General features: G+C 54.6%; 19 protein-coding genes. 11 read left to right on the top strand and 8 right to left on the bottom strand.

The genetic code is table 11. The annotated features are described in order from the left end of the window. The first annotated feature begins 253 nt into the window (after positions 1-253). Positions 254-547 carry a hypothetical protein gene (locus tag ACA373_RS17150; RefSeq protein ID WP_253456654.1) on the top strand — a complete coding sequence of 98 codons (294 nt, stop codon included), beginning with the start codon at positions 254-256 and terminating at the stop codon, positions 545-547. 3 nt (positions 548-550) lie between these two features. Here the strand turns inward: ACA373_RS17150 and ACA373_RS17145 are convergent, their stop codons facing one another. After that, entirely contained in the window at positions 551-1,339 is a 789-nt protein-coding gene (locus ACA373_RS17145; protein ID WP_370734867.1) for a DUF4225 domain-containing protein, read from the bottom strand. 647 nt (positions 1,340-1,986) lie between these two features. Between ACA373_RS17145 and ACA373_RS17140 the strand changes: the two genes are divergently transcribed. From ACA373_RS17140 to ACA373_RS17120, 5 genes are all read left to right on the top strand, one after another. Further along, positions 1,987-2,697 carry a DUF3053 domain-containing protein gene (locus ACA373_RS17140; RefSeq protein ID WP_253456659.1) on the top strand — a complete coding sequence of 237 codons (711 nt, stop codon included), beginning with the start codon at positions 1,987-1,989 and terminating at the stop codon, positions 2,695-2,697. Between the two features lie 473 nt (positions 2,698-3,170). After that, positions 3,171-5,102 carry a PTS mannitol transporter subunit IICBA gene (locus ACA373_RS17135; protein ID WP_253456662.1) on the top strand — a complete coding sequence of 644 codons (1,932 nt, stop codon included), beginning with the start codon at positions 3,171-3,173 and terminating at the stop codon, positions 5,100-5,102. A gap of 87 nt (positions 5,103-5,189) precedes the next feature. Further along, the gene (mtlD, locus tag ACA373_RS17130; protein WP_370734866.1) at positions 5,190-6,338 is read left to right on the top strand and encodes a mannitol-1-phosphate 5-dehydrogenase; all 1,149 of its coding nucleotides are present in this window, start codon (positions 5,190-5,192) and stop codon (positions 6,336-6,338) included. Positions 6,339-6,403: 65 nt separating this feature from the next. After that, positions 6,404-6,943 carry an MltR family transcriptional regulator gene (locus ACA373_RS17125; protein WP_253456667.1) on the top strand — a complete coding sequence of 180 codons (540 nt, stop codon included), beginning with the start codon at positions 6,404-6,406 and terminating at the stop codon, positions 6,941-6,943. 70 nt (positions 6,944-7,013) lie between these two features. After that, positions 7,014-7,376, top strand: a complete 363-nt coding sequence (locus ACA373_RS17120; protein ID WP_253456670.1) for a YibL family ribosome-associated protein — start codon at positions 7,014-7,016, stop codon at positions 7,374-7,376. A gap of 32 nt (positions 7,377-7,408) precedes the next feature. On the opposite strand, the gene ACA373_RS17115 is transcribed toward ACA373_RS17120, so the two are convergent. The 6 genes from ACA373_RS17115 to ACA373_RS17090 all read right to left on the bottom strand — a co-directional run bounded on the left by ACA373_RS17115 (position 7,409) and on the right by ACA373_RS17090 (position 17,767). Continuing rightward, positions 7,409-9,793 carry an autotransporter outer membrane beta-barrel domain-containing protein gene (locus ACA373_RS17115; protein ID WP_370734865.1) on the bottom strand — a complete coding sequence of 795 codons (2,385 nt, stop codon included), beginning with the start codon at positions 9,791-9,793 and terminating at the stop codon, positions 7,409-7,411. A gap of 438 nt (positions 9,794-10,231) precedes the next feature. Continuing rightward, positions 10,232-11,293 (bottom strand): sugar ABC transporter substrate-binding protein, encoded by a 1,062-nt coding sequence (locus tag ACA373_RS17110; protein ID WP_370734864.1) that lies wholly within the window; start codon positions 11,291-11,293, stop codon positions 10,232-10,234. Between the two features lie 8 nt (positions 11,294-11,301). Beyond that, positions 11,302-12,306, bottom strand: coding sequence for an ABC transporter permease (locus ACA373_RS17105; protein WP_253456679.1), 1,005 nt, complete (start codon positions 12,304-12,306; stop codon positions 11,302-11,304). Next, a complete protein-coding gene (locus tag ACA373_RS17100; RefSeq protein WP_301730580.1) occupies positions 12,303-13,808 on the bottom strand; it encodes a sugar ABC transporter ATP-binding protein in 1,506 nt (501 codons plus the stop codon). Before ACA373_RS17100 ends, ACA373_RS17105 begins: the two co-directional genes overlap by 4 nt. A 1,503-nt stretch (positions 13,809-15,311) precedes the next feature. After that, positions 15,312-15,929, bottom strand: coding sequence for a superoxide dismutase [Mn] (gene sodA, locus ACA373_RS17095; protein WP_253456685.1), 618 nt, complete (start codon positions 15,927-15,929; stop codon positions 15,312-15,314). A gap of 812 nt (positions 15,930-16,741) precedes the next feature. Next, on the bottom strand, positions 16,742-17,767 hold the full coding sequence (locus ACA373_RS17090; RefSeq protein WP_301730578.1) for a LacI family DNA-binding transcriptional regulator: 1,026 nt from the start codon (positions 17,765-17,767) through the stop codon (positions 16,742-16,744). A gap of 313 nt (positions 17,768-18,080) precedes the next feature. Here ACA373_RS17090 and ACA373_RS17085 point away from each other — a divergent pair, with 313 nt between their 5' ends. Genes ACA373_RS17085 through alsE form a run of 4 tightly spaced genes read left to right on the top strand, consistent with a single transcriptional unit; the run spans position 18,081 to position 20,804 of the window. Beyond that, positions 18,081-18,542 carry a PTS sugar transporter subunit IIA gene (locus ACA373_RS17085; protein WP_370734863.1) on the top strand — a complete coding sequence of 154 codons (462 nt, stop codon included), beginning with the start codon at positions 18,081-18,083 and terminating at the stop codon, positions 18,540-18,542. Continuing rightward, positions 18,539-18,805 carry a PTS sugar transporter subunit IIB gene (locus ACA373_RS17080; RefSeq protein WP_253456698.1) on the top strand — a complete coding sequence of 89 codons (267 nt, stop codon included), beginning with the start codon at positions 18,539-18,541 and terminating at the stop codon, positions 18,803-18,805. The genes ACA373_RS17085 and ACA373_RS17080 overlap by 4 nt, the downstream gene beginning before the upstream one ends. 32 nt (positions 18,806-18,837) lie before the next feature. Then, positions 18,838-20,100 carry a PTS ascorbate transporter subunit IIC gene (locus tag ACA373_RS17075; protein WP_253456701.1) on the top strand — a complete coding sequence of 421 codons (1,263 nt, stop codon included), beginning with the start codon at positions 18,838-18,840 and terminating at the stop codon, positions 20,098-20,100. Between the two features lie 23 nt (positions 20,101-20,123). Further along, complete coding sequence (gene alsE, locus ACA373_RS17070; protein ID WP_253456703.1) at positions 20,124-20,804, top strand: D-allulose 6-phosphate 3-epimerase; 681 nt, start codon at positions 20,124-20,126, stop codon at positions 20,802-20,804. Positions 20,805-20,910: 106 nt separating this feature from the next. Here alsE and ACA373_RS17065 read toward each other — a convergent pair whose 3' ends face one another. Then, entirely contained in the window at positions 20,911-22,251 is a 1,341-nt protein-coding gene (locus ACA373_RS17065) for an aspartate aminotransferase family protein (protein WP_370734862.1), read from the bottom strand. Between the two features lie 160 nt (positions 22,252-22,411). On the opposite strand from ACA373_RS17065, the gene ACA373_RS17060 reads away from it, so the two are divergent. Beyond that, positions 22,412-23,188: a DeoR/GlpR family DNA-binding transcription regulator gene (locus ACA373_RS17060; protein WP_370734861.1), complete on the top strand. Its 777-nt coding sequence runs from the start codon at positions 22,412-22,414 to the stop codon at positions 23,186-23,188. The last annotated feature ends 50 nt before the right edge of the window (positions 23,189-23,238 follow it).

Raw genomic sequence — 23,238 nt, 5'->3', positions numbered from 1 at the left:
ATGATCCAGTCATCCTGGTGCCGGAACTGGCCGCCTTTTTTCGAAAAGCTGGTAGCTAAATGCGAAAAAGCAAAGGCCATGTAGATCACCTTTTTCAGAAAGCGGCCCGTTCATAATTCTGCTTTTCTCTTAAAATCTTTCGGGTGGCTATAATATGCCTCCCGAAGGTTTTCCAGCCCACAAAATACTATATTGCATAATAGATTCGGGTTAAAATTGCTCATAATGGATTTGCAAATAAAGGAAAGGTGCGATGGATAATGTGGATTTAAGCAAACTTAGCGAAAAGGAAAGGATTTACGTTGAACGTATGTCAGAAGGTGAGGGCTGGACAATACATGAAACCTTAAGGCGCCTGCTCAGAGTTTTTAAAGTTGTCTTACTCATGGTCTTTATTATTACAGCTATTGGTGTTGTTGAGTTTATCAGGTCTGATAATGGTAGCTTTTACTCTTACCTTTTTGTTTACTTTATTGTCCTTGTGGTTTTTTATTTTATGGCCCCCGTAAAATTGGGAGCCAAGATAATTTATTATAAGTTAATATAATTCTTAGCGTTGGTCGTAAATGCTTTTAAGAGTAATGTTATCTCCCAGCGCCTCCAAAGCTAATGAAGGCGCTCCAACAACTTTTACATTTCTGATAAAATCTGATGGCAGATAACGGTAAAGTCGCCAGGAATCTGGTTTAAGAATCATTCTTGCTAAACCATATCCTGAAAGAGATATGTCAGCCACACTATATGCTACACGGCCTGTAGTCGCGCTGAAACCGAGGAATTTGGCAGTTTTCACATAACCACTACGCAAGAATCCTTGTGTATCATTCTGATTAATTTTTATATTTTGAAAACTTTCGTATACATTATTTGCTCCATGCAAAACTATAGTTGCTCCTGCAATAACACCTATTACATTACCGGTGAGTATAGAAGTCACCACTATACCTGCTCCGGCCACTATTTGTCCGGTCCCTATAATCACACCCACACCGTTAATAAAATACCCCCATATTCCGAGAGTATTGGTCAGCTCTGCTGACACCACAACCCTGGCCTTTTTAATATTAAGAGAAAGGCTCTGCTCACTAATAAACGCTTTTTCCTGATGCAGATTATCCAGGAAGAACTTGCATTCTCGTTCACTACTGGCTCTGTTAATCGATTTCAGCTGTTCTTCTATAAAACTGCCCATTTCACGATTAAAATTTTCGCGCAATATCAGGCTTTTGATATGCCGTATTCCAGCCTGTCTGGCCATGTCTCTGAGCGCATCCGCCTTACCCATTGCCTGTATGCGGTAAACTTTTTTAAAGCGATTCTTATCCAGATAGTTATCCATAACGATTCCTTGTTATCAGTGCCAGAAATGTATACCACAGCGGTAATGTCAGGCACAAAGCTACGGCGCTTAACCAGAAGCTGAAAATTTGCTTCTGCATAAAACGGGTCTATTCCCGCTGGCAGGTAGGATTTCTGTGCCTATGCCGTTTACAAATTAGCGATTACAGGAAAGATCAACAAACCGGTATAGGAGGAATAACGCTGCTGGGAGCGTTATATTTGGCATATGAAAGGCTATACAGGATCACAGGATTATTTTTTCGGGGCCCAGAAACGCCCGGCAGCTCGAGCAGAGAAAAGAGAGATACACAGGCTATGGATTTATTCGGATGCCGTAATCCAGGCCCAACATTGCTGGCGCGAACCCCACAAAATTTGTGAAAAAGGCAGCCCGTCCTCTTCATGAAGTCAGGCAAAATCAGGCTGGCCTTCCCGCATGTAAGAAGACATAAGCGACAAGGCTACACAACCTGTGGAAAAGCGACCGCACAGGCAGAAATCTGAGTGCTTTCCAACCGAAAATTAAATTTTCTTCACGTATAAGCAACCGATTTCCGTATCCTCGTCAGTCGAGTTGAACTATTCTTCAGAGGCGACACAGGTCGCCTTTTGCTTGTAGCATTTCTATTACAGGAGTTACTTCCGATGACGACAGGAACCATTCGCGGCTGGACGCGTCTGCTGGCGCCTTTTATGGCGCTGATGCTGGTGTTTCAGCTAACGGGTTGTGGCGATAAAGAAGCGGATCAGCGCAAAGCCTTTATCGATTTTCTGCAAAATACGGCGATGCGCAGCGGCGAACATTTGCCCGCCCTTAGTGAAGATCAGAAACAGCGTGTCGGTAATTACGCCAGCGACTACGCTATTGTTTATGGCTTCTCCCAGCAGGTTAACCGCGCGGTGGATAACGGTCTGAAGCCGGTAGTGGATGAATTGTCTGCTATCCGTGCGCCGCAGGACTACCTGACCCGTCGCGATTCTCTGCGTCAGGCCAGCGGTTCGCTGGAGGTGCTGGCACAACAGATCCAGACGGCGAAAACGCAGGCCGACAGCAGCAAAGCCGGGCTGAAACAGCCAGCGGAGCTGAAAACGGTGTATGACAACCTTTATAACAAGGTCGTCACGCAGCCAGCCGATACGCTGCTGCCGCTGCTGCCTGCATTACAGAAGCTAAGCCAGGACGCGGTGCAGACGGGCGATTTCCTGCAGCAGCAGGGTTCGCAGGTGACCTTTAACGGTCAGACCATACAGTTCCCGACCCAGCAACAGGCGACCCAGTACAACACGCTGATGAGCAATATTTCTGCCAATGCGCATGCGCTTGGTCAGGCGCAAATCGCGCTGCAGGGCCAGTAACATTTTGCTGCGGGCCGCTCGCTTTAAACGGCCCGCCTCTTCTTCCGCTCAACAGCCCTTCTCAGCCACAGACCATTTCGGCTCAACAGCCCGTATCAGCCACAGACCATTTCGGCTCATCAAATCTTTTCAGCCACAGACAATATTAGCGGTTGCCCAGCCGCTGTAAATAAATTGTGAACCACATCACGTATCAGGCATAAAGTCCCGAAAACAAAGTGTGATATCAATCACATAACACTCCCAGGCAAGCCCATTTAATAAACAGCATCAGCCTGTTTTTTGTCCTTTATGTGATCGGCTTCACGTAAAAACCCCCTGTTCACCGTGCTATGTGGTGATAGAGATCACACTTTACCCGGTGGCTACGCAGCGCTGCGGACGCGTGCTAGAGTCCGCCTGCACAGGGCAACGTTTTAAACAAAAATCAGCGCGCTCTCTTGTCGGCGCGTACCAATAAGGGGTGTGCTTGTATGTCCTCATCAGATATCAAGATTAAAGTGCAGAACTTTGGTCGCTTTCTGAGCAATATGGTAATGCCAAACATCGGCGCCTTTATCGCCTGGGGTATTATCACGGCGCTGTTTATTCCAACCGGCTGGCTGCCAAACGAAACCATGGCCAAGCTGGTTGGCCCAATGATCACTTACCTGCTGCCGCTGCTGATTGGCTACACGGGCGGACGCCTGGTCGGCGGCGATCGCGGCGGCGTAGTAGGTGCCATCACCACCATGGGCGTGATCGTCGGCGCGGATATGCCGATGTTCCTCGGCTCCATGATTGCCGGGCCGCTGGGCGGCTGGGCGATCAAGAAGTTCGACCGCATCGTTGACGGCAAAATCAAAAGCGGCTTCGAGATGCTGGTCAACAACTTCTCTGCCGGTATTATCGGGATGCTGCTGGCGATCCTGGCCTTCCTGGCTATCGGCCCGCTGGTGCAAGGCCTGTCGCATATTCTCGCCGCTGGCGTGAATCTGATGGTGCAGAATAACCTGCTGCCGCTGACTTCCATCTTTGTTGAACCAGCGAAAATCCTGTTCCTGAACAATGCTATCAACCACGGCATCTTCTCGCCGCTGGGCATTCAGCAGGCCAGCGAAGCCGGCAAATCTATCTTCTTCCTGATTGAAGCTAACCCAGGCCCCGGCATGGGCGTGCTGATGGCCTATATGTTCTTCGGTCGCGGCAATGCTAAACAGTCCGCTGGCGGCGCGGCTATCATCCACTTCCTGGGCGGTATCCACGAAATCTACTTCCCTTATGTGCTGATGAACCCGCGCCTGATTATCGCCGTAATCCTGGGCGGCATGACCGGCGTCTTTACGCTGACGCTGCTGAACGGCGGCCTGGTTTCTCCGGCCTCTCCGGGTTCTATCCTGGCGGTGCTGGCGATGACGCCAAAAGGCGCGTACTTTGCGAACATTGCTGCGATCGTAGCGGCTTTTGCCGTCTCTTTCGTGGTTTCCGCTATCCTGCTGAAAACCAGCAAGGTGAAGGAAGAGGATGATATTGAAGCGGCAGCGCGTCGCGTCACTGAAATGAAGGCGCAGTCCAAAGGCCAGACCGTGTCCACCGCCACGGCCACCGATGCCATGAACGGCGACCTGAGCCACGTGCGTAAAATCATTGTTGCCTGCGATGCCGGTATGGGCTCCAGCGCCATGGGCGCAGGCGTGCTGCGTAAAAAGGTTAACGATGCCGGACTGAGCAATATTTCCGTGACCAATACCGCTATCAACAACCTGCCGGGCGATGTGGATCTGGTGATTACCCACCGCGATCTGACCGAGCGCGCGATACGTCAGGCACCGCACGCGCAGCATATCTCGCTGACCAACTTCCTGGACAGCGGCCTGTATACCGACCTGACTTCGCGTCTGGTGCAGGCAAACCGCAGCGAGGGCCACCGTGAAAAAGTGACCGCCGCGCTGAGCGACAGCTACGACGACGGCGAGCAGCATCTTTTCAAATTGGGCGCAGGCAACATCTTCCTCGGCAATCACGCTACCGATAAAGAGCAGGCGATCCGCTTTGCGGGCGAGCAGCTGGTGAAGGGCGGCTACGTGGAGCCGGAATATGTCGATGCGATGCTGGATCGCGAGAAGCTCACGCCAACCTATCTGGGCGAATCCATCGCCGTGCCGCACGGCACCATCGAAGCGAAAGATCGCGTGCTGAAAACGGGCATCGTGTTCTGCCAGTATCCGCAGGGCGTGCGCTTCGGCGAGGACGAAGAGGATATCGCTAAGCTGGTTATCGGCATCGCGGCCCGTAATAATGAGCATATTCAGGTGATTACCAGCCTGACCAACGCGCTGGATGACGACAGCGTCATCGCCCGCCTGGCGACGACCAATGACGTGCAGGAAGTGCTGGATCTGCTGTCAGGCAAGCCGTCAGCGTAAGCGCACCGGATATTACCCCAGGGCCGGGCATGCCCGGCTCTTTTTCGGGTCGGGCCTGTCCGGCCTTTCATTAATATGGGAAAAATTATGAAAGCTCTTCATTTTGGCGCCGGTAATATCGGTCGTGGTTTTATCGGCAAGCTGCTGGCAGACGCGGGCGTACAGCTCACTTTTGCCGACGTTAACCAGGTGGTGCTGGATGCGCTGAACGCCCGTCACGAATACCCGGTGCACGTGGTAGGCGAGCAGGCGCAGGTAGAAATCGTTAAGGGCGTCAACGCGGTCAACAGCGCCAGCGACGAGATTATTCCGCTGATTGCGGAAGTGGATCTGCTGACCACGGCGGTCGGCCCGCAAATTCTGGAACGCATCGCGGGCGGCGTCGCCAAAGGGCTGGTGCAGCGTCATGAAAGCGGCAACGCGCGCCCGCTGAATATTATCGCCTGTGAAAATATGGTGCGCGGCACCAGCCAGCTGAAAGACCACGTGCTGAAAGCGCTGCCGGAACAGCATCACGCCTGGGTGGAAGCGAACGTCGGCTTTGTCGACTCGGCCGTGGATCGTATCGTCCCACCGTCCGCCGCCGGCACCACCGATCCGCTGGAAGTCACGGTAGAAACCTTCAGCGAATGGATCGTCGATAAAACCCAGTTTAAAGGCGAACCGCCTGCCATTGCAGGCATGGAGCTGACCGATAACCTGATGGCATTTGTCGAGCGTAAGCTTTTCACGCTGAATACCGGCCATGCGATTACCGCCTATCTGGGCCAGCTGGCAGGCCACGCAACCATTCGCGATGCCATTCTGGACAAGAAGGTGCGCGCCATCGTTCAGGGCGCGATGGAAGAGAGCGGCGCGGTACTGATTAAGCGCTACGGCTTTGAAGCGGCGAAACATGCCGCCTATATCCAGAAAATTTTAGGCCGTTTCGAGAATCCTTATTTGCAGGATGATGTGGAGCGAGTGGGACGTCAGCCGCTGCGCAAGCTGAGCGCGGGCGATCGCCTGATCAAGCCGACGCTGGGCACGCTGGAGTATCAGCTGCCGCACGACAATCTGGTGAAAGGTATCGCCGCCGCCCTGCACTACCGCAGCGATCAGGATCCGCAGGCGCAGGAGCTGGCCGAGCTGATTAACCGTCAGGGCGTGCAGGCCACGCTGGCGCAGGTTTCCGGCCTGGAGGCCGAAAGCGAAGTGGTGAAGGCGGCGGTCGCGGCCTGGAACGAGATGGCGTAACGGCAGGCCGGGCCAGTAGGCGGCCCGGCTTTTCCCGCCACGTTGAGTACGGTTTTACGGATAAAATGATGCAGGCTCTGATGGAAAAACCCCAGGCTTTTGAAAATCGGGTGCTGGAACGCCTGAACGCCGGCCGCACGGTCAAAAGCTTTTTCGCGGCGGCCGTCGAGCTGCTGGGCGAAGCGATCGATCTGTTGGTGGTACAGGTGTTCCGCAAGGATGACTATGCCGTAAAGTACGCGGTAGAGCCGCTGCTGTTGGGCAACGGCCCGCTGGGCGAGCTGTCGGTTCGGCTGAAGCTGGTGTATGGTCTGGGCGTGATCGGCCGACATGAGTACGAAGATGCCGAGCTGCTGCTGGCGCTGCGTGAGGCGCTGAACGACGACGGCACCGACTACCGCTTTACCGACGACGAGCTGCTTGGCCCGGTTGGCGAGCTGCACTGCGTTGACGCGCTGCCGCCCCGCCCCGATTTCAGCAGCGCCGATGCCGAACTGCGCGCCATGCTGCAACAGCGCTACCAGCAGATGGTACGATCGACGCTGGTGCTGTCGCTGACGGCGCTGATTTCCCCTATCGGCACCCGTCAGGCTTTCAAAAAGTAACCCGCGCTTCCTGCTCTTCCCTGCGCTTTCGTGTATCCTTGCCCCATGATCCACTCTACGGTTAATGATAATGAAAGAACAAATCCAGGCAGAAATTAAAATGCTCAGCGACAAGCTGGATGCCCTGACGCGTAAGGAGCCGCTGCTGCTGGAATCCGGCGATGCGGAAAAACTCGGCGAGCTGCTGAAAGAAAAAGAGAAGCTGGTTATCGAGCTGGAACGCCTGCGCGGCGCACGCGAAGAGAAGCTGAGCAAAGAGGCGCAGAAGCTGAAACAGCTGCCTTTTAACCGTGCCATCACCAAAAAAGAGCAGGCCAATATGGGCGCGCTGAAGAAAAGCGTACGCGGCCTGATCGTGGTGCACCCGATGACCGCGCTGGGCCGCGAAATGGGACTGACCGAGGTAACCGGCTTCGCGAAAGCCGCTTTTTAATCCTCAGGCGGGCGCCAGCCGCGCCCGCTTTCTTAAAACCGCCAGTTAACGCCAGCCGTCGCGCTCCACGGCGATTCAATATGACGTCCCTGCATATAACCTGCGCTAACGTGCAGCGAAAGCGTTGATGACAGCGCCGCTCTGACCCCTGCCTGATAAACGCCCCGGCTGCCGCTCAACTCGTTTTTGAAAGACTCGCCGTTTATCCTGACGCGATTTTTAGTCACCGTTTCCCTTTCCAGGCCGATGCTGGCCCAGGGATGCAGCAGCGTTTCCCTGACCTGTATCGCATACTCCGTGCTGACGCCGACAGCGCCCGTCAGCGATCGCTGCGGCCCGATGCGCGCCTTCATGCCGTTATTCAACGACAGCGTGCTGCTGTTGCTCGTAAAACCGGTTACGCCGATCCACGGCGTCACTTTCGCCGTCCCGACCAGAAAGTGTTTGCCCGCCCTGATGCCGGTGCCGATGCCCGTGGTATTAAAGCTGCCGTTGGCCGCGCCGCCGCTGGTCATGCGCGCGCGCACCTCGTGCGTAAAGCGGTTGAGCTTGAGAACGCCATCCAGCCAGTAGCCGGTATTATGCTGCCAGCCGCCGTAAAAGCCGCCCGACCAGCTATTGATATCCGCTTTGCCCCTTCCCTTGCCGCGAAAACGCATATCGCTGTGACCATAGTTGAAAAAGACGCCCTGAAGCGCCACGCTGTTTGTCGCCTGTTGCGCGCGGTCGGCCCCGATCGTCAGCGAATTGAGGCTGAGCCGATAATCCGCGCCCGCCTCGTTGCTGACGTTCAGTCGACCGTTGCGCACCGTGCCCCAGACATTATGGTCATGTTCAGGCGAGTCGCTATTGGCAAGGCGCTCGCTGAGCGTTTCCAGCTCCTGACGGAATATCAGCGGATCGACGGTCGCTACCGACAGCACCGCCGCTGCGGCAGGCGTAATGTCATAGTCAGCGGGCGGCGACGGCTCTACGGCCGCCTCCTCTCCGGACGTCCCGTCCTGCTCGTCTGGCGTCACATCCGGCTGGTTATCAGGTAAAACGTCTGCCTGATTATCCGGCGCGTCTTCATCCTCTGTCGGCGCGTCCGTTTGCGCGTCGTCAGCCGGGGAAGGTTTTTCCGCCTCCTCATCCGAATCTGGATCTGGATCGTCTTCGTCCTCCGCTTTATGCGGCGTCAGTGACCAGCCGCCCTGGCCGTCAGCAACCAGATAATATTGATAAGTGCCCAGATCCACGACCTCACCGCTGTTCGCCAGCGCAAACGTCGCGTCGCCATCGCCAATCTGGATAACCTGAAGGCTGTCGCTGTGGGTTGGGCTGACGCCGTTGTCGATCACATAAAGCGCGAAATCACCGGTCGCGCGGCCCGTCACCGTCAAAAAATCGCCCTGCAAGGCGGAAATTTTCGTATCCATCAGAAACGTGCCGCTGCCGGACAGCGTTTTCAGGGTTAGCGTGGAATAGCCTTTGGGATCGTAAATAACCGTGCCGCCTGCCAGGGCGACATCGCCCAGGGCAAAATAATACTCGCCGCTAAAGGAAGCGTTGCTGGAAAGGTAGACCGAGCCGGACACGTGATAGCTCGCCTTATCCGTATCGGCGCCGGTAACGATAATAAGGCGCCCTGCGTCATTTACCGTAATATTCCCCTGTAATGAGGACAAAACTTCAGGATTGATATTATTAGGCGTAACAATCAGCGAGCCATTTATGGTGGCATTATTAATAGTCCCGGAGTTCAGATTTCCATATCCATTGCTGTTTATGGTTAAATTTTCCGAGTAGGCCTGCCGGGTGCCGCCCAGAAAGTACGTCCCGCCATTGATAACGGTATCGATATCGCTGCCTTCAACATTGACGAAATAGCCGCTGTTTAGCGTTGTATTTAGCGTTTTCCCGGTCTCCATCCAGAAACGTCCGGCATTAACAGTGGTGTTTTTCATTACCGAACTGGAACCTTCCATATAAATATGGTCCAGCTTACCGGCATTAATCGTCCAGCCCTCCGTCTGCACATAATTATTAATAACAACAAGCGCAGCGCTTTCAATCAGCGCGTTATTCGACAGGGCGTAGCTGTTCGCCTGGCCTGCCAGCAAAAAGGCGCCGCCCGATTTTACCGTCGTCGCGCTATCCTTACCGCCGTTGTTTTGTAACTTCCCACCGTTGTTCACCACGGTACTGTCAGTAACGCCGCCAGCGTTGATTATCTGCACGCCTCCGGCATCGATAGTGGTATGCATAGTGGTCCCGTATACCTGCTGCGTGCTTTCCCCATCGGCACTGCCGATGATTTCGCCCTCCACCAGCACGCCAGCGGCGACGTTTTCCATAAACGCCACGGATACCTCAGGAAGCAGCAAAAGGATGAACGAAGCCGCGACACCTGATAATATCGATTTTGTCGTTTTCATGATTGCTCATTTTCCATCAGAAAATAAAATGAATGAAACGACGCGCGGTATGTGTTGACGCACATACCGCTTCCCACCCGCTTGCTACCGGCCAGAATGTTTCATTCGATTGTTTTAACGCTACAAATTAAGCGTAAATACTATTCATAAACCCCCACTCTTATCCTTATATAAAAGAAAGATAATTTCCTGATATGCGCGATATAATCACCCTGAAACAAAACAAATTAAAGACATCCGCCTATCACAGAGGAAACTTTATTTTAACAGAGTATCTTTATACCAAAACAGGGCGGAAAGAAAAGCGCGCTTTTACGGCGTTTATTTTCGGAGAAAAAAGATAAGATAAGAAAAAGAAAGGAGATTAACGTCATTACCAGGAAAACTCCTGGCAATTTTTATCGTAAAAAAACCCGCACGGGCGGGCTTTTATCGCCTTTATTTTTTCGTCTGCTGTGCCGCCAGCGTGGTAAACCACGGTGCGACGAAATCGGTTGATTCGCCCCAGCCAGGAATAAGCTTATTCAGCGTGGCGACATTCACCGCCTGTCCGGCCAGCTGCTCCTGCGTGATAGCCGATGCCTTGAACTGATAAGTCGCGGGCGTTGCTTCGCCTGCCAGCTTGTTCGCTATCAGCCGCATATTGACCGCGCCAATCAGTTTGCTGTCCACCGCGACCGTCTGCTTCCAGGGGCTGTTTTTCTCTCGCATCAGCTGGAGATCCTGGTTAGAGGCATCGATGCTGTAGAGTTTGATCTCGGTCCGGCCGTTTTCCTGGAGCGCTTTATAAGCGCCCTGGGCAAAAGCGTCCCAGGCTCCCCAAATCGCGTCAATTTTGCCTTTAGGGTATTTAGCCAGGATCGCGCCCACCTTGTTCGCGGTATCGCCCTGCACGTCAGAAGAGACCGCGCCGATAGATTCCAGCTGATGGATGCCCGGATTGGCCTTCAGCACTTTTTCATAGACCACCTGACGGCGCTCCATGGCCGGAAAGCCCGCGACCCACAGCTTGACGATATTGGCTTTACCGCCGCTGTCTTTCACCAGGCGATCGAGCGAAAGCTGCGCCAGCGACGCGTCATCCTGCGCGGTCACGGTTACGCCCGCTATCGGCTGATTAACCGGCGTGTCGAACACCGACACTTTAATGCCCGCATCGGCAATACGCTTTACCAGCGCCGTTGCGTAGGGATCTTTGCCGTGCGACAGAATGATGCCGTCATACTTCTGGCTGATGGCCTGCTCCACAAAATCCTGAAAGCGGGCGTCGTCGCCGTTGCTCAGAAAGGCGCTGACCTTAAAGCCCAGCTGGCGGCCCTGCTGGATAGCGCCCGCGACAAACTGGGTGGTGTTGTCGTCAGATCCCAGATTGCGGATCACCGCCACACGAACGGGGCCGTCATGGCTGGCGATAGCGGCAGGCACCGCAACCGTATCGGCAAAGGCGGTAGTGCTGGTCAGCAGGCTGACGGCCAGCAGTGAAAGCGTTAATTTTTTCATCGTTATCCCTACGCCTGGCGGCGCTGAATGTAAGTGATTGCCAGCGCAGCGGCCAGCACCAGACCTTTGATAATATCCATGGCGTAATAAGGCACGGAAAGCATGACCAGACCGTTTTGCAGCACGCCGAGGATCACCGCGCCCAGCAGCGTGCCCAGCGCATTCGGCTTGCCGGAGCCGGCCAGCGACAGGCCGATCCACGCCGCCGCAACGGCATCCATCAGATAGCCGCCGCCGGCATTCACCTGCGACGAACCAATGCGCGAAGCCAGCAGAATGCCGCCCAGTCCCGCCAGCAGCGAGGCGAGCACGTAAGCCAGTACGCGATAGCGATTCGTGCGAATGCCGGAAAGCCGCGCCGCTTCCGGGTTGCCGCCGATGGCATACATGCGGCGGCCATGCTTTGTCAGCGACAGGCCAAGCTGCGCCACCACGGTAACCACCAGCATAATGATAACGATGGTTGGCACCTGGCCCAGTAGCGAAAAGTCCGGCGGCACGATCCCTTCGGCCATCTCGCCGCTTGGCATCACCATATTCTCCGTGACAGAGCCGCCGAAGCTCCAGGTCATCGCCACGCCCTGCACGATAAACAGGCTTGCCAGCGTGGCCAGCATATCGGGAATTTTCAGCACTACGATCAGAAAGGCGTTAAACAGCCCGACCAGCGTGCAGAGCAGCAGCGTCAGCGTTATCGCGGCTGTCGGGCCAAAGCCGTACCAGACAAACAGCGAGATCACCAGCGAGTTTGCCAACGATGCAGTAGATCCCACGGAGAGATCGAAGCCGCCGATGGTCAACGAGATCGAGACGCCTACGGCAATCACCGTCACAATGGCGATGGCGCGCAGAATATTGATGATATTGGCTGGCTCCAGAAAGCTGTCCGAAGCCAGGCCGAAGGCGGCGATCAGCGCCACCACCGTTAACAACATTCCCCATTTATAAAGGAATTCAAACAGCTGGTGACGCAGCCCAGGCGTCGCCTTCAGGGAAAGTTCTTTGCTGCTCACGCAGGGGTTCCTCCGGTGGAATAAAGTAAAAGCGTTTCTTCATCGGCCTGACGCGCATCCATCTCCGCCACGATTTTACCGTCCCACAGCACGCAGATGCGGTCGCATAGCCCTACCAGTTCGGCAAACTCGCCCGAGGCGTAAATAACCCCTTTTCCCTGGCGGGCCAGCGCGTCGATTAGCGTGAAGAGATCGGTTTTGGCCTTGATATCAACGCCCTTGGTTGGCTCATCAAAAATCAGGACGTCAGCGTCGTTGCGCAGCCATTTGCCGATGGCCACTTTCTGCTGATTACCGCCGGAAAGACGGCGCAGGGATTGTTCCGGGCCGAGAGTGCGCACGCCCAGCTGTTGAATAATCTCTTCGGCCCAGCGCCAGGCCTGCCGGTGACCGAAAAGCCCCCAGCGGGAAAAGCTGGTGTCCGCGCTGATGCTAAGGTTCATTGCCACCGACTCGTCGATAAAAATGCCCTCTTTGCGGCGCTCCTCCGGGATCAGCGCCATGCCGTTCGCTACCGCAGCGGAAGGCGAAGTGGGCCGCCACGGTTTGCCATGCAGCTCGCCCCGGCCGATGCGGCTTTTGCTGGCGCCGAACAGCGCTTTGCACAGCTCCGTTTTTCCCGCGCCCGCCAGGCCGGCGATACCCAGGATCTCTCCCTTGCGCAGCGTTAAAGAGATATTGTGCAGCAGCGCGTCGTCGTGCAGCGCCTCGACATGCAGCAGCGTTGCGCCGTTGCTGGCCGGACGACGCGGCGGATAGATATCCGCCAGCTGGTGACCCAGCATCTTTTCCACGATTTGTTCGCCGCTCAGCGCGCTCATCGGCACGGTTTCAATCAGGCGCCCGTCGCGCAGCACCGTAAGCCGATCGCAAATCGCGCGCAGTTCGTGGATACGGTGGGAGATAAACACTACGCCGATACCGCTTTTTTGCAGGCGGCGAACCACCGCAAACAGGCGTTCGCTTTCATGCCGATCCAGCGGCGCGGTGGGTTCATCCAGGATCAAAAAGCGGCAGTGATGGGAGAGCGCACGGGCCAGCAGGATTTGCTGTTTCTCCGCCAGCGTGCAGCGATCGACGCGGCGATTGACGTCAATATCCACCTCCAGCTGTGCCAGCAGCGCGCGAGCCTGGCGACGGATAGCACGCCAGCGATAAATTTGTCCGCCTTCGGCCAGGCGATCCAGCATGATGTTTTCCGCCACGCTGAGCGTGGAAACCAGCGCCACATCAACTTCCTGCTGCACCAGATGAATGCCCAGCTTCTTTGCATCACGCGGAGAACGAATCGATACCGGCTCGCCATCCAGCAGGATATCGCCGCTGTAATGCTCATGGGCACCCGACAGCACGGCCATCAGCGTTGATTTTCCTGCGCCGTTAGCGCCGGTCAGCGCATGAATACTGTGGCCGTCAAGACGAAAGTCGACGTCGGTCAGCGCGGCAAAACCGCCAAAAGCGATGGCGATCTGCCGCATTTCAAGATGGTTCACTGCGGTCATAGCGAGCGCTCTCTGAAGGGTAAGCTGCCTTATTTTTTAATGGATTATCACGACAGGCAACGAACGAAAGGAGATAAGCTAACACGAAATGTTATTAGCCATCCAGACGCCCAGCCATTTAAGCGGTTAAAACCAGCGGCATCCCGTTACGCAGCATGAACAGAGGTAATCAGAAGATTAAGCAGGGTTTCGCTCGGTCAGGACGGCGAGGAAAAGTACAGAAAAGAAAAAGGTGAAAACAAAAGACCGCCAGCATCCAACAGGATCGGGGAAACAGACGCAGGTCACCCCATCAGCCGTCGCTGGCGTACATTCGCCAGTCATTGCGGCAACCGCAGTATGGACGCACCGTTAACAGTAAAAGAATTTTAATGATGGTTTTCATATAGCCGCGCGTTCGTTTTTCAGAAAACGGCGAGTAATTTCGGGCAAATAGCAGCCAGGCTATATCCACTGGTTACTTAACAAGGCGTATTAATTCCGCCTTGAATATGGCCGCAGTTATCCAGGATTATTTACATAACTTTGGATAACCGCGGCCTCTCTATAGCTTCAGGACTTGTGGTGTCTTAAGTTATCAGGGGCGGGATCCGGAATCGCCAGGATAAACGCAACCATATCCGGGGACATAAATACCATCAGTACCACACTGACCAGCTTTATATTGCGTTTGAGATGAAGACACCGTGGCATATGACAAGGTTGATACCCCAAAAGACAGACATGCACCGAGTAACAATAATTTTACTAATTTCATATTTCCTCCAGAGTTTAAAGTACCTAAAATCAATAAAATTATTAGCATAATAAGTATGAACAGTGTCTAAACACTTGCCTGATACCACAATGAGGCGAAGGGCTTTATGCTCGGTTGATAAAATCCAGATCACCTTTATTCTTCTTTAATAACAGCGCCTTACTTATATTATTATTTTATATCTGTCAAAAGGGCACCGAACAATGTTCTTATAAAGTGGCGGACTTACTGTAAAAAATGAAAAATCGAGATGGTGCAGGAAGCTATTGTTTGTAGCAGTTGAATGTACGCTCCGTATAGGCTAATTTCTGTGTTAACAGATTAAATTCCTTAACAACCATTTATTTTAACAGGCGTTAATCTTACGTACCATCTGGTAAATGCATAGCTTTTATGCCGATAAAAATTATGATATTGCAACGCATCAGCCATTTTCATACAGCCGTCCCTTTTTTAACGAGATAAGGGACGAATGCCAGTTACAAAAGCTTAATTTTTAATATCGTCTTAACAACAGCAGATTAAAACCTCCTTAAAAAAAGTTCCGGTCACAAAAAAAGGACGATTAATAATGGCGCTTCAGGATCAAATTAACGCCGCTCTTAATAAAAAATTAGAAAGCAGTCAGGAAAGAAAGGCTGGCGGGGGATTTTTACGGCAAAAAAATACCCCGCTAACTTAGCGCCAGCAGGGTATTTATCAGACGCTTAGCCTACAAACGCCTGTCGTTTTCGTCCGGAACGGGCTTATTTAGCCGCAGCGAAATTCTCTGCCGCCACGTCCCAGTTAACCACTTCCCAAAACGCTTTGATGTAGTCAGGACGTTTGTTCTGATATTTCAGGTAGTAAGCGTGTTCCCACACGTCCAGGCCCACGATTGGGGTACCGGAAGCGCCAGCGATCGCTTCGCCCATCAGCGGGTTGTCCTGGTTAGCGGTAGAGACTACAGCCAGCTTGCCGTCTTTCTTAACCAGCCACGCCCAGCCGGAGCCGAAACGGGTAGCGGCCGCTTTTTCAAACGCTTCTTTGAAGGCATCAACGCTGCCGAAATCTTTTTCGATAGCCGCTTTCAGCTCGCCGCCCAGCGTGGTGCCGGTTTTCAGACCTTTCCAGAAAAAGCTGTGGTTAGCGTGGCCGCCCGCGTTGTTACGCAGTACGGTTTTCTTATCGGCAGGCACCTGATCCAGTTTGGTGATCAGCTCTTCTACCGGCAGGTCAGCGAACTCGGTGCCTTCCAGCGCGGCGTTCGCGTTGTTCACGTAAGTCTGGTGATGTTTAGTATGATGGATCTCCATCGTCTGCTTGTCGAAATGCGGTTCCAGTGCGTCGTATGCGTAAGGCAGGGATGGCAGTGAATAACTCATGTTCATCATCTCCATTGGTTTTTTTGGCAGCACGTCCCGATGGAGTGCCGCGTAAGCAGTCGGATCATTATAGTTAAATTAATGATCTGGAAAAGGGTTATCAATGCCCCGATCTTTATAAGGTTATTATAGACAGCACGCCGGTGAAGGGCGTCAGAACCTTATTGATGACCTACAGAGCAAAATGGTCTAAGCCGTTTACGCCTGACAAAACAGAGCCGACGGCTGCGGCTATCGTCTGTGGCATTGATAAGACAGGATAACTTTCCACATAACTTTTTTCAGGACAGGGAGTTTTGCAAAAGTGAAGATCGGTGAGGTATCAAAATGGCATCCCTTCGTTGATTCTGAAGGAACAGTGTGGGATCTCTCTTTTCTCAACAAACCTTTACCCCACCCCTGAAATAACAAAACCCACCTTAAGGTGGGTTTCGCCAGAATTTCTTCTGGTATTCAGAATCGCCTTTACCGGACCTGGCCTGACCCTGTTAAAAATGGTTCGGAACCATCCTTATTGGGGTAGCGGGATGTCTGGGCTAACCAGTCTGCTGCATCCTTTGCAGTACCAAAGTACTACGCATAAAGATTACCAGATTTGATGCGTTGGTCAAATTTGGTTAAGAGAAAACAGGCACGCCGCAGGCGCCGCAATACTCTTTGGGATAAGCGTTGTCGCTTTCCAGTTTGCGTTACTGATGTCAGGCGGGCTGCTGCTGGCGCTGTTAATCTTCAGCCTCGCCCACGGCATTTTTACCTGATTTTGAGCAGGAAAAATGTTCGTTTCGCTTTTCCACCGCACCCCAAGCCGGGCTTTATATTTTCTCCGTGCTGGCACGAAGCTGTAGCGTTACCGGCAGCTCGTTCCAGACCGGCGGATCTTCTCCCTGTAGCGCAGCCAGCAGGCGTTTACCGGCCAGCTTGCCCATTTCGCTGTAGGGCAGCGTCACCGTGGTTAGCGGTGGCGAGCAGACGGCGGAAAGCTGTCCGCCGCCGATACTGGCTATCGCCAGCTGGCTGGGCACCGCAATCCCCGCCGCGTGGCAGGCCATCATCGCACCACAGGCTACCTCTTCCGCCGTGCAGATCAGCACGTCGATTTCGGGCCAGGTAAGCTGAATATCCGCCAGCAGCGCGTGGCCAGCGGCAAAGCCGGGCGGCAAGGGCGACGTTACGACGCGATGCGGCGACAAATTATGCGCCAGCATCCCGCTGTGCCAGCCGTTCAGCAGCTGGCTGAACAGCGTGTTGCTGGTTTGCGTGCAGAGCAGACCGGGATGACGAAACCCTTTCTCCACCAGCGCCTGTACCAGCAGCCGTACCGCTTTGGCATAGTCGACGCCCACGCTGATGCCCGCCGAATCATGATGCACGCCGCCTATGTCGATAACCGGCAGGCCGGAGTTGCTCAGCAGCCGATGCGCCGCCTCCACGTTATCAAAGTTAAAATGCACCATCGCCGCAGGATTGTAAGAGAGCAACATTTCTATCAGCTCGTTCTCGCCCGCCGCAGAATGGTTGGCCTCTGCCAGCATGACGTTGTATCCCTCAGGCCGCAGTATCGCCTGTAACGCTTCCGACACCGCCGCGCAGCCTGGCGTAACGAAAGAAGGCACCACCATCGTGATTAGCTTTGAGGAAGCCGACGCCAGATTGCGCGCCTGCACGTTAGGTACGTAGCCCAGTTCGGCTATCGCCGCCTCAATCCTTTCACGAATATCGGAAGAGACTTTTTCCGGCATCCGCAGCGCGCGTGATGCGGTCATCGTACTGACGCCAACCAGACGGGCGACATCGGCCAGCGTACTTTTCCCGGTACTGCGCCGCCGTTTTTCTGCCATGCATTCTCCTGCAGCCAGCTGTTTCAACTGGACGCAGCTTAAAACCAAAAGCCCGGTCGCGCCACGTTAAAAGCGATCCTTCACCTTGTTATGCGAGGCGGCGCAGAAAGGTTGCAGGCGGCGCTCATCCTTATTTCCCTCCGGGCCAGGCGGCATAAAGCGCCATTGATCAAGCTTCGTGTGCAGCAGAAATGTTAGCGATAACACATATTTTAACATTGCTGATGTTAGCGCTAACTTTTGCGACAACAATCACGGAAAAGCGTACAGAAAACCGCCTAAAGTGCAGGCAGACCCTTACCGGAGAGCGAACATGCTGTCGAACTGGCTTCAACCTGAAAATATTCAGCTGACCGAAAGCGTCGGCCACTGGCAGGAAGCAATCCGCCAGGCTGCCGCGCCGCTGCTGGCGCAGCAGGCTATTACACCGGACTACCTGGAGGCGATTTTCCGCTCTCATGCTCAGCTTGGCCCTTACTACGTGCTGGCGCCCGGCCTCGCCATGCCTCATGCGCGCCCCGAAGACGGTGCGCTGAAAAACGGGCTTTCTCTGCTGCGTATTAATCAGGGAGTCAGCTTCGACAGTGCTGAAAACGATCCCGTATACGTGGTGATCCTGCTGAGCGCCGTCTCCGGCGAAGAGCACATCAGAATGATCGGCGAACTGGCCGGTTTGTTCAGCGACGACTTCCGTCTACAGCAGCTGCTGTCGGCGACCACGCTGTCGGCCCTTGCGGCCGCCGTTAGCGATCCCTCTCTGGAGAAAACCTCATGAAAAAAGTGCTGATTGTGTGTGGCAATGGTTTGGGCAGCAGCTTTATTGTCGAAATGAACGTGAAAAAAATCCTGGCGGAACTGGGAAAGACGGCGGAGGTCAGCCATACGGATTTAACGACCGCGCGCTCGGAACCGGCAGATTTAATTTTAAGCGCCCAGGATATCGCCGATCGGCTTGCCGATCACGAGGCGCAGGTATTTGGCCTGAGCAACCTGCTCGATAACGCCAGAATTAAAGAGATCCTGGCCGAGCACTTATAAAAACGCGGCAACTCAAACGCACGGAGTCGTTTATGCTTCAGTTTATTATTAATGACGTTCTCGGAACGCCAGCGATTTTGGTCGGCCTTTTTTCCCTGATCGGCTTATTGCTGCAAAAGAAAGCTTTTTCAGAAGTCATTTCCGGCACGCTGAAAACTATCATGGGCTTTTTAATCCTGATTGCCGGCGCTAACCTGATTGCGACAACGCTGACGATATTCAGCCAGCTGTTTGAGCACTCTTTTAATATTCAGGGCGTGGTGCCCAATACCGATGCAATGGCCGCGCTGGCGCAGAAAAGCTACGGCACGGCTACGGCGATGATTATGGTGTTTGGGATGCTGATTAATATTCTGCTGGCACGCATTACGCCGCTGAAATATATCTTTTTAACCGGCCACCATACGCTTTATATGTCTGCGATGCTGGCGGTGATCCTGTCGGTCGGCGGCTTCAGCGGTTTCTGGCTGGTGGCGACCGGCTCGCTGATTTTGGGCGCGATGATGGTGATCAGTCCGGCTATCCTGCAGCCCTTTACCCGCAAGATTACGCGTTCCGATGATTTGGCGCTGGGTCACTTTGGCTCGACCGGCTACCTGCTGGCGGCGCTGGTCGGCAAGGTGGTGGGCAAAGGCAGTCCTTCCACAGAAGAGCTGAAGGTGCCGAAAACGCTGAATTTCCTGCGCGACTCATCGGTGGCGATTTCGCTTACCATGATGATCCTGTTTGTGGCGCTGGTGCTGGTGGCCGGCAAAACCTTTACCGAAAGCCAGGTCAGCGGCGGTCAGAACTTCCTGGTTTTTGCCGTTATCCAGTCCATTACTTTTGCCGCAGGCGTTTATATCATCCTGGCGGGCGTGCGGATGGTCATAGCGGAAATCGTGCCGGCTTTTAAAGGCATCGCCGACAAACTGGTGAAGGACGCTAAACCGGCGCTGGACTGTCCGACGGTGTTCCCCTTCGCGCCCAATGCGGTAATTATCGGTTTTCTGTGCAGTTTTGCCGCCGGTTTGATCAGCATGTTCCTCTGCCCGCTGTTCGGCCTGAGCGTGATCGTACCGGGCCTGGTGCCGCATTTCTTCTGCGGCGCAACGGCCGGCGTCTATGGCAACATTACCGGCGGCCGCCGTGGCGCGATGATTGGCGCTTTCGTGCAGGGCCTGCTGATCTCTTTCCTGCCGGCCATCCTGCTGCCGCTGATGGGCGAGCTTGGCTTCGCTTCCACCACCTTTGGCGATGCGGATTTCGGCGTAATCGGCATTATCCTCGGCAAGCTTATCGCTCTGTTCCATTAAGGCCGCATAACAGGACAACTTCCATGAACGCGAAATTTTCACCTTCTTTAATGTGTATGGATTTAACCCGGTTCCGTGAGCAAATAGAGGCAATGAATGATAAAGCCGCTTTTTATCATGTCGATATTATGGACGGCAGTTACGTAAAAAATATTACGCTGTCGCCGTTCTTTATCGAGAACCTGCGCAAAATAACCGATGTGCCGATTGATGTGCATCTGATGGTTAATCATCCGGAAGATATTATTCCAATGTGCCTGGAGGCGGGCGCGGACATTATCAGTTTTCATCCCGAAACGGCGAATAACAAAATATTCCGCCTGCTGATGCAGATTAAAGAAGCGGGTAAACGCTGCGGCGTGGTGCTTAATCCGGCCACGCCCGCGGCAGCCATTATGGAATATGCGCATCTGCTGGATAAAGTTACGGTAATGTCAGTGGATCCGGGCTTTGCCGGGCAGCAATTTATTCCGCAAACGCTGGATAAAATTCGTCAGCTGATCCGGCTTCGCGAACAGCATGGCTGGCGCTACCTCACGGAAATCGACGGCTCCTGCAATGCGGCCACCTTCGGGCAGATTGCAGCTTCCGGCGTCGAGGTGTTTATCGTCGGCACCTCCGGACTGTTCAGCCTGGCGGACGATATGAACGACGCCTGGGCGCGGATGGAAGCTAACTTTTCTCAGCAGATCGCCGCTGCCTGAGCAAGCTTTCCGGCTGCCTGAAGGAGCTTGACTGCCGCCTGAGTGAGCTGTTCAGTCCATGAGTAAGCTTTCTGGCCAGCAGACGGCGCGCGGGCCGCCGCTGTGGTTAGCGCAGTACGGCCCGCAGGGAGTTATCCAGCGCGCCGACCAGCCAGTCGATATCGCTTTCCTGAAAAGCCAAAGGCGGACGCAGCTTTAACACGTTGCCGTAAGGCCCGGCCACCGAGGTCAGCACGCGGTTTTCACGCAGCTTTTCGGTGACATCCAGCGCCAGCTGTTTGTCCGGCGTTTTGCTACTCTTGTCTTTGACCAGCTCAAAGCCGATAAACAGCCCCGCGCCGCGCACGTCGCCTACGCATTCGTACTTCTCTTTCAGCGTCAGCAACTCTTTCAGCAGTTTTTCGCCCACGACGCGGCTGTGTTCCTGCAGCTGTTCTTCTTTAATCACCTGTAACACTGCCTGCGCCGCCGCCATCGCCACCGGATTGCCGCCAAACGTATTGAAATAGGGAATATCGTCGCTGAAAGCGGCCAATACGTCGCTTTTCGCCAGCAGTCCGGATACCGGAATGCCGTTGCCCATCGGCTTGCCGGTGGTAACGATATCCGGCACGACGCCGTGCCGCGCAAAGCCCCAGAACGCCTCACCGGTACGGGCAAAGCCGGGCTGCACTTCGTCGGCGATAAAGATGCCGCCGTTGTTGTGCACCACGTCAATCGCCTTTTGCAAAAAGCCTTTCGGGCCGGGCAGCACGCCATCGGAGGAGAAAATCGAGTCGGCAAGGAAGCCGGCGAATTTAATACCGTGCGCGGCCATATCGTCGATCTGCCGCTGGATTTCGTTGGCGAACCAGTCGCCCAAATCCGGCGCGGTGACGCGATAGCGATCGGGCGGCGAAACCAGGCGGGTGGTGGCGGCCAGCGGCTGGCCGGAGCCTAAAGCAGGCGAAACGCCGGAGGTCAGATCGCTGGTGCCGTGATAGGCTTCCTGGCTGACGATAATACCCGTGCCGCCGCTGAAGGCCCGCGCCACACGGATAGCCAGGTCGTTCGCCTCCGAACCGGTGCACATATACATCGCCCGATCGATTTTGCCGGGCAGCGTCGACAGCAGCGCTTCCGAATAGTCGAGAATGCGCTCATGCAGATAGCGAGTATGGGTATTAAGCTGCTGCATTTGCTGATATACCGCATCAATGACCGCAGGATGGCAGTGGCCGATGCTCGCCACGTTGTTATAGGCATCCAGATATTTTTCTCCGGCGGCATCCCATAGATATTGCCCTTCGCCCCGCACCAGATGCACCGGCTTGCGGTAAAACAGCCGGTAGGATTCGCCCAGCACCCGGCTGCGTTTATCGGTAAGTTTCCGCACGTCGGCGTCCAGACCGGCGGCGTGCTCTGCGCGAAAACTGTTGGTATCCATGATGGTCGAACGTGTAGCCATGATAACTCCCGTTGCGAAAGGATGAAGGCGTGCAGCCGTCTTTTTATAATGACTCTTTTTTGTTTTAATGCAACAAAATACACATATGCAATAAAATACACATGCACGGCGATCGTTTGTCGGTTAGGCTGGTGCCCTTGTCCGGTTAAGGAACGCAATCATGCTTCAGGAATCGCGTCTGCATCGCATTCGCGCGCTGCTGGCTACGCTGGGTCATGTCAGCACCGAGCGCATTATCAAAGAGTTAGGCGTTTCACGCGAAACCGCCAGAAGAGACATTATTGAGCTGGAGGCGCTGGGCGCGGCCCGTCGCGTACACGGCGGGCTGATGTCGCTGACGGCGGAGCCGGAACCGCCGCTGACGGTGCGCAGCGAAGTCCGCGCCAGAGAAAAACGCGCTATTGCGCGTGCCGCCGCGCGGCTGTTAACGCCGGGCCAGACGCTGTTTATCGACGCTGGCAGCACCACCACCATGCTGGCGGAAGAGCTGCGCACCATGTCCGGTCTGACCATCATCACCAACAGCCTGCAGGCGGCGCTAAAACTTTCCGCTGCCGAAGAGGGCGAGCAGCTGAACAACAGCATTATTCTGCTGGGTGGTGCGATGCTGGCCGGTGCGCAGGAAACGCGCGGCGAGCTGACGGTGGCGGAAATTTATCGCTACCGCGCCGACGTGGCGATGCTGTCGCCGACCGGCATCGACAGCAAAAACGGTGCCAGCAGCTTTCATCCTTACGAAGCGGCCATCGCGCGCGCGATGGTGCATCAGGCGGCGCGATCGATCCTGCTGGCCGATCACAGCAAGCTGGGCGTGAGCAGCCGGATGCAGTATGCCCGGCCTGAACAGATCGCGTTGCTGGTCACCGACAGCGGCGCGGCGGGCGTTCAGGCTTTCGCCTCGCTGGAAACGGTACTGCCGCAGGTGGTGGTGGCGTAACGCTTTAAACAGACCTGCTATCTTTTAAAAAAAGTAGTGTGCAAAAAAGG

The sequence above is a fragment of the Erwinia sp. STN24 genome (assembly GCF_041320675.1).
Taxonomy (GTDB): Bacteria; Pseudomonadota; Gammaproteobacteria; order Enterobacterales; family Enterobacteriaceae; genus Erwinia; species Erwinia aeris.
The sequence above is the reverse complement of the archived record's forward strand: the minus strand, read 5'-3'. Positions and strand labels throughout refer to the sequence as shown.

Excerpts from the sequence above, each read along its gene's own strand:
- ACA373_RS17150 (WP_253456654.1), top strand. The coding sequence starts at position 254 with ATGGATAATGTGGATTTAAGCAAACTTAGCGAAAAGGAAAGGATTTAC.
- ACA373_RS17145 (WP_370734867.1), bottom strand. The coding sequence starts at position 1,339 with ATGGATAACTATCTGGATAAGAATCGCTTTAAAAAAGTTTACCGCATA.
- ACA373_RS17140 (WP_253456659.1), top strand. The coding sequence starts at position 1,987 with ATGACGACAGGAACCATTCGCGGCTGGACGCGTCTGCTGGCGCCTTTT.
- ACA373_RS17135 (WP_253456662.1), top strand. The coding sequence starts at position 3,171 with ATGTCCTCATCAGATATCAAGATTAAAGTGCAGAACTTTGGTCGCTTT.
- mtlD (WP_370734866.1), top strand. The coding sequence starts at position 5,190 with ATGAAAGCTCTTCATTTTGGCGCCGGTAATATCGGTCGTGGTTTTATC.
- ACA373_RS17125 (WP_253456667.1), top strand. The coding sequence starts at position 6,404 with ATGATGCAGGCTCTGATGGAAAAACCCCAGGCTTTTGAAAATCGGGTG.
- ACA373_RS17120 (WP_253456670.1), top strand. The coding sequence starts at position 7,014 with ATGAAAGAACAAATCCAGGCAGAAATTAAAATGCTCAGCGACAAGCTG.
- ACA373_RS17115 (WP_370734865.1), bottom strand. The coding sequence starts at position 9,793 with ATGAAAACGACAAAATCGATATTATCAGGTGTCGCGGCTTCGTTCATC.
- ACA373_RS17110 (WP_370734864.1), bottom strand. The coding sequence starts at position 11,293 with ATGAAAAAATTAACGCTTTCACTGCTGGCCGTCAGCCTGCTGACCAGC.
- ACA373_RS17100 (WP_301730580.1), bottom strand. The coding sequence starts at position 13,808 with ATGACCGCAGTGAACCATCTTGAAATGCGGCAGATCGCCATCGCTTTT.
- sodA (WP_253456685.1), bottom strand. The coding sequence starts at position 15,929 with ATGAGTTATTCACTGCCATCCCTGCCTTACGCATACGACGCACTGGAA.
- ACA373_RS17090 (WP_301730578.1), bottom strand. The coding sequence starts at position 17,767 with ATGGCAGAAAAACGGCGGCGCAGTACCGGGAAAAGTACGCTGGCCGAT.
- ACA373_RS17085 (WP_370734863.1), top strand. The coding sequence starts at position 18,081 with ATGCTGTCGAACTGGCTTCAACCTGAAAATATTCAGCTGACCGAAAGC.
- ACA373_RS17080 (WP_253456698.1), top strand. The coding sequence starts at position 18,539 with ATGAAAAAAGTGCTGATTGTGTGTGGCAATGGTTTGGGCAGCAGCTTT.
- ACA373_RS17075 (WP_253456701.1), top strand. The coding sequence starts at position 18,838 with ATGCTTCAGTTTATTATTAATGACGTTCTCGGAACGCCAGCGATTTTG.
- alsE (WP_253456703.1), top strand. The coding sequence starts at position 20,124 with ATGAACGCGAAATTTTCACCTTCTTTAATGTGTATGGATTTAACCCGG.
- ACA373_RS17065 (WP_370734862.1), bottom strand. The coding sequence starts at position 22,251 with ATGGCTACACGTTCGACCATCATGGATACCAACAGTTTTCGCGCAGAG.
- ACA373_RS17060 (WP_370734861.1), top strand. The coding sequence starts at position 22,412 with ATGCTTCAGGAATCGCGTCTGCATCGCATTCGCGCGCTGCTGGCTACG.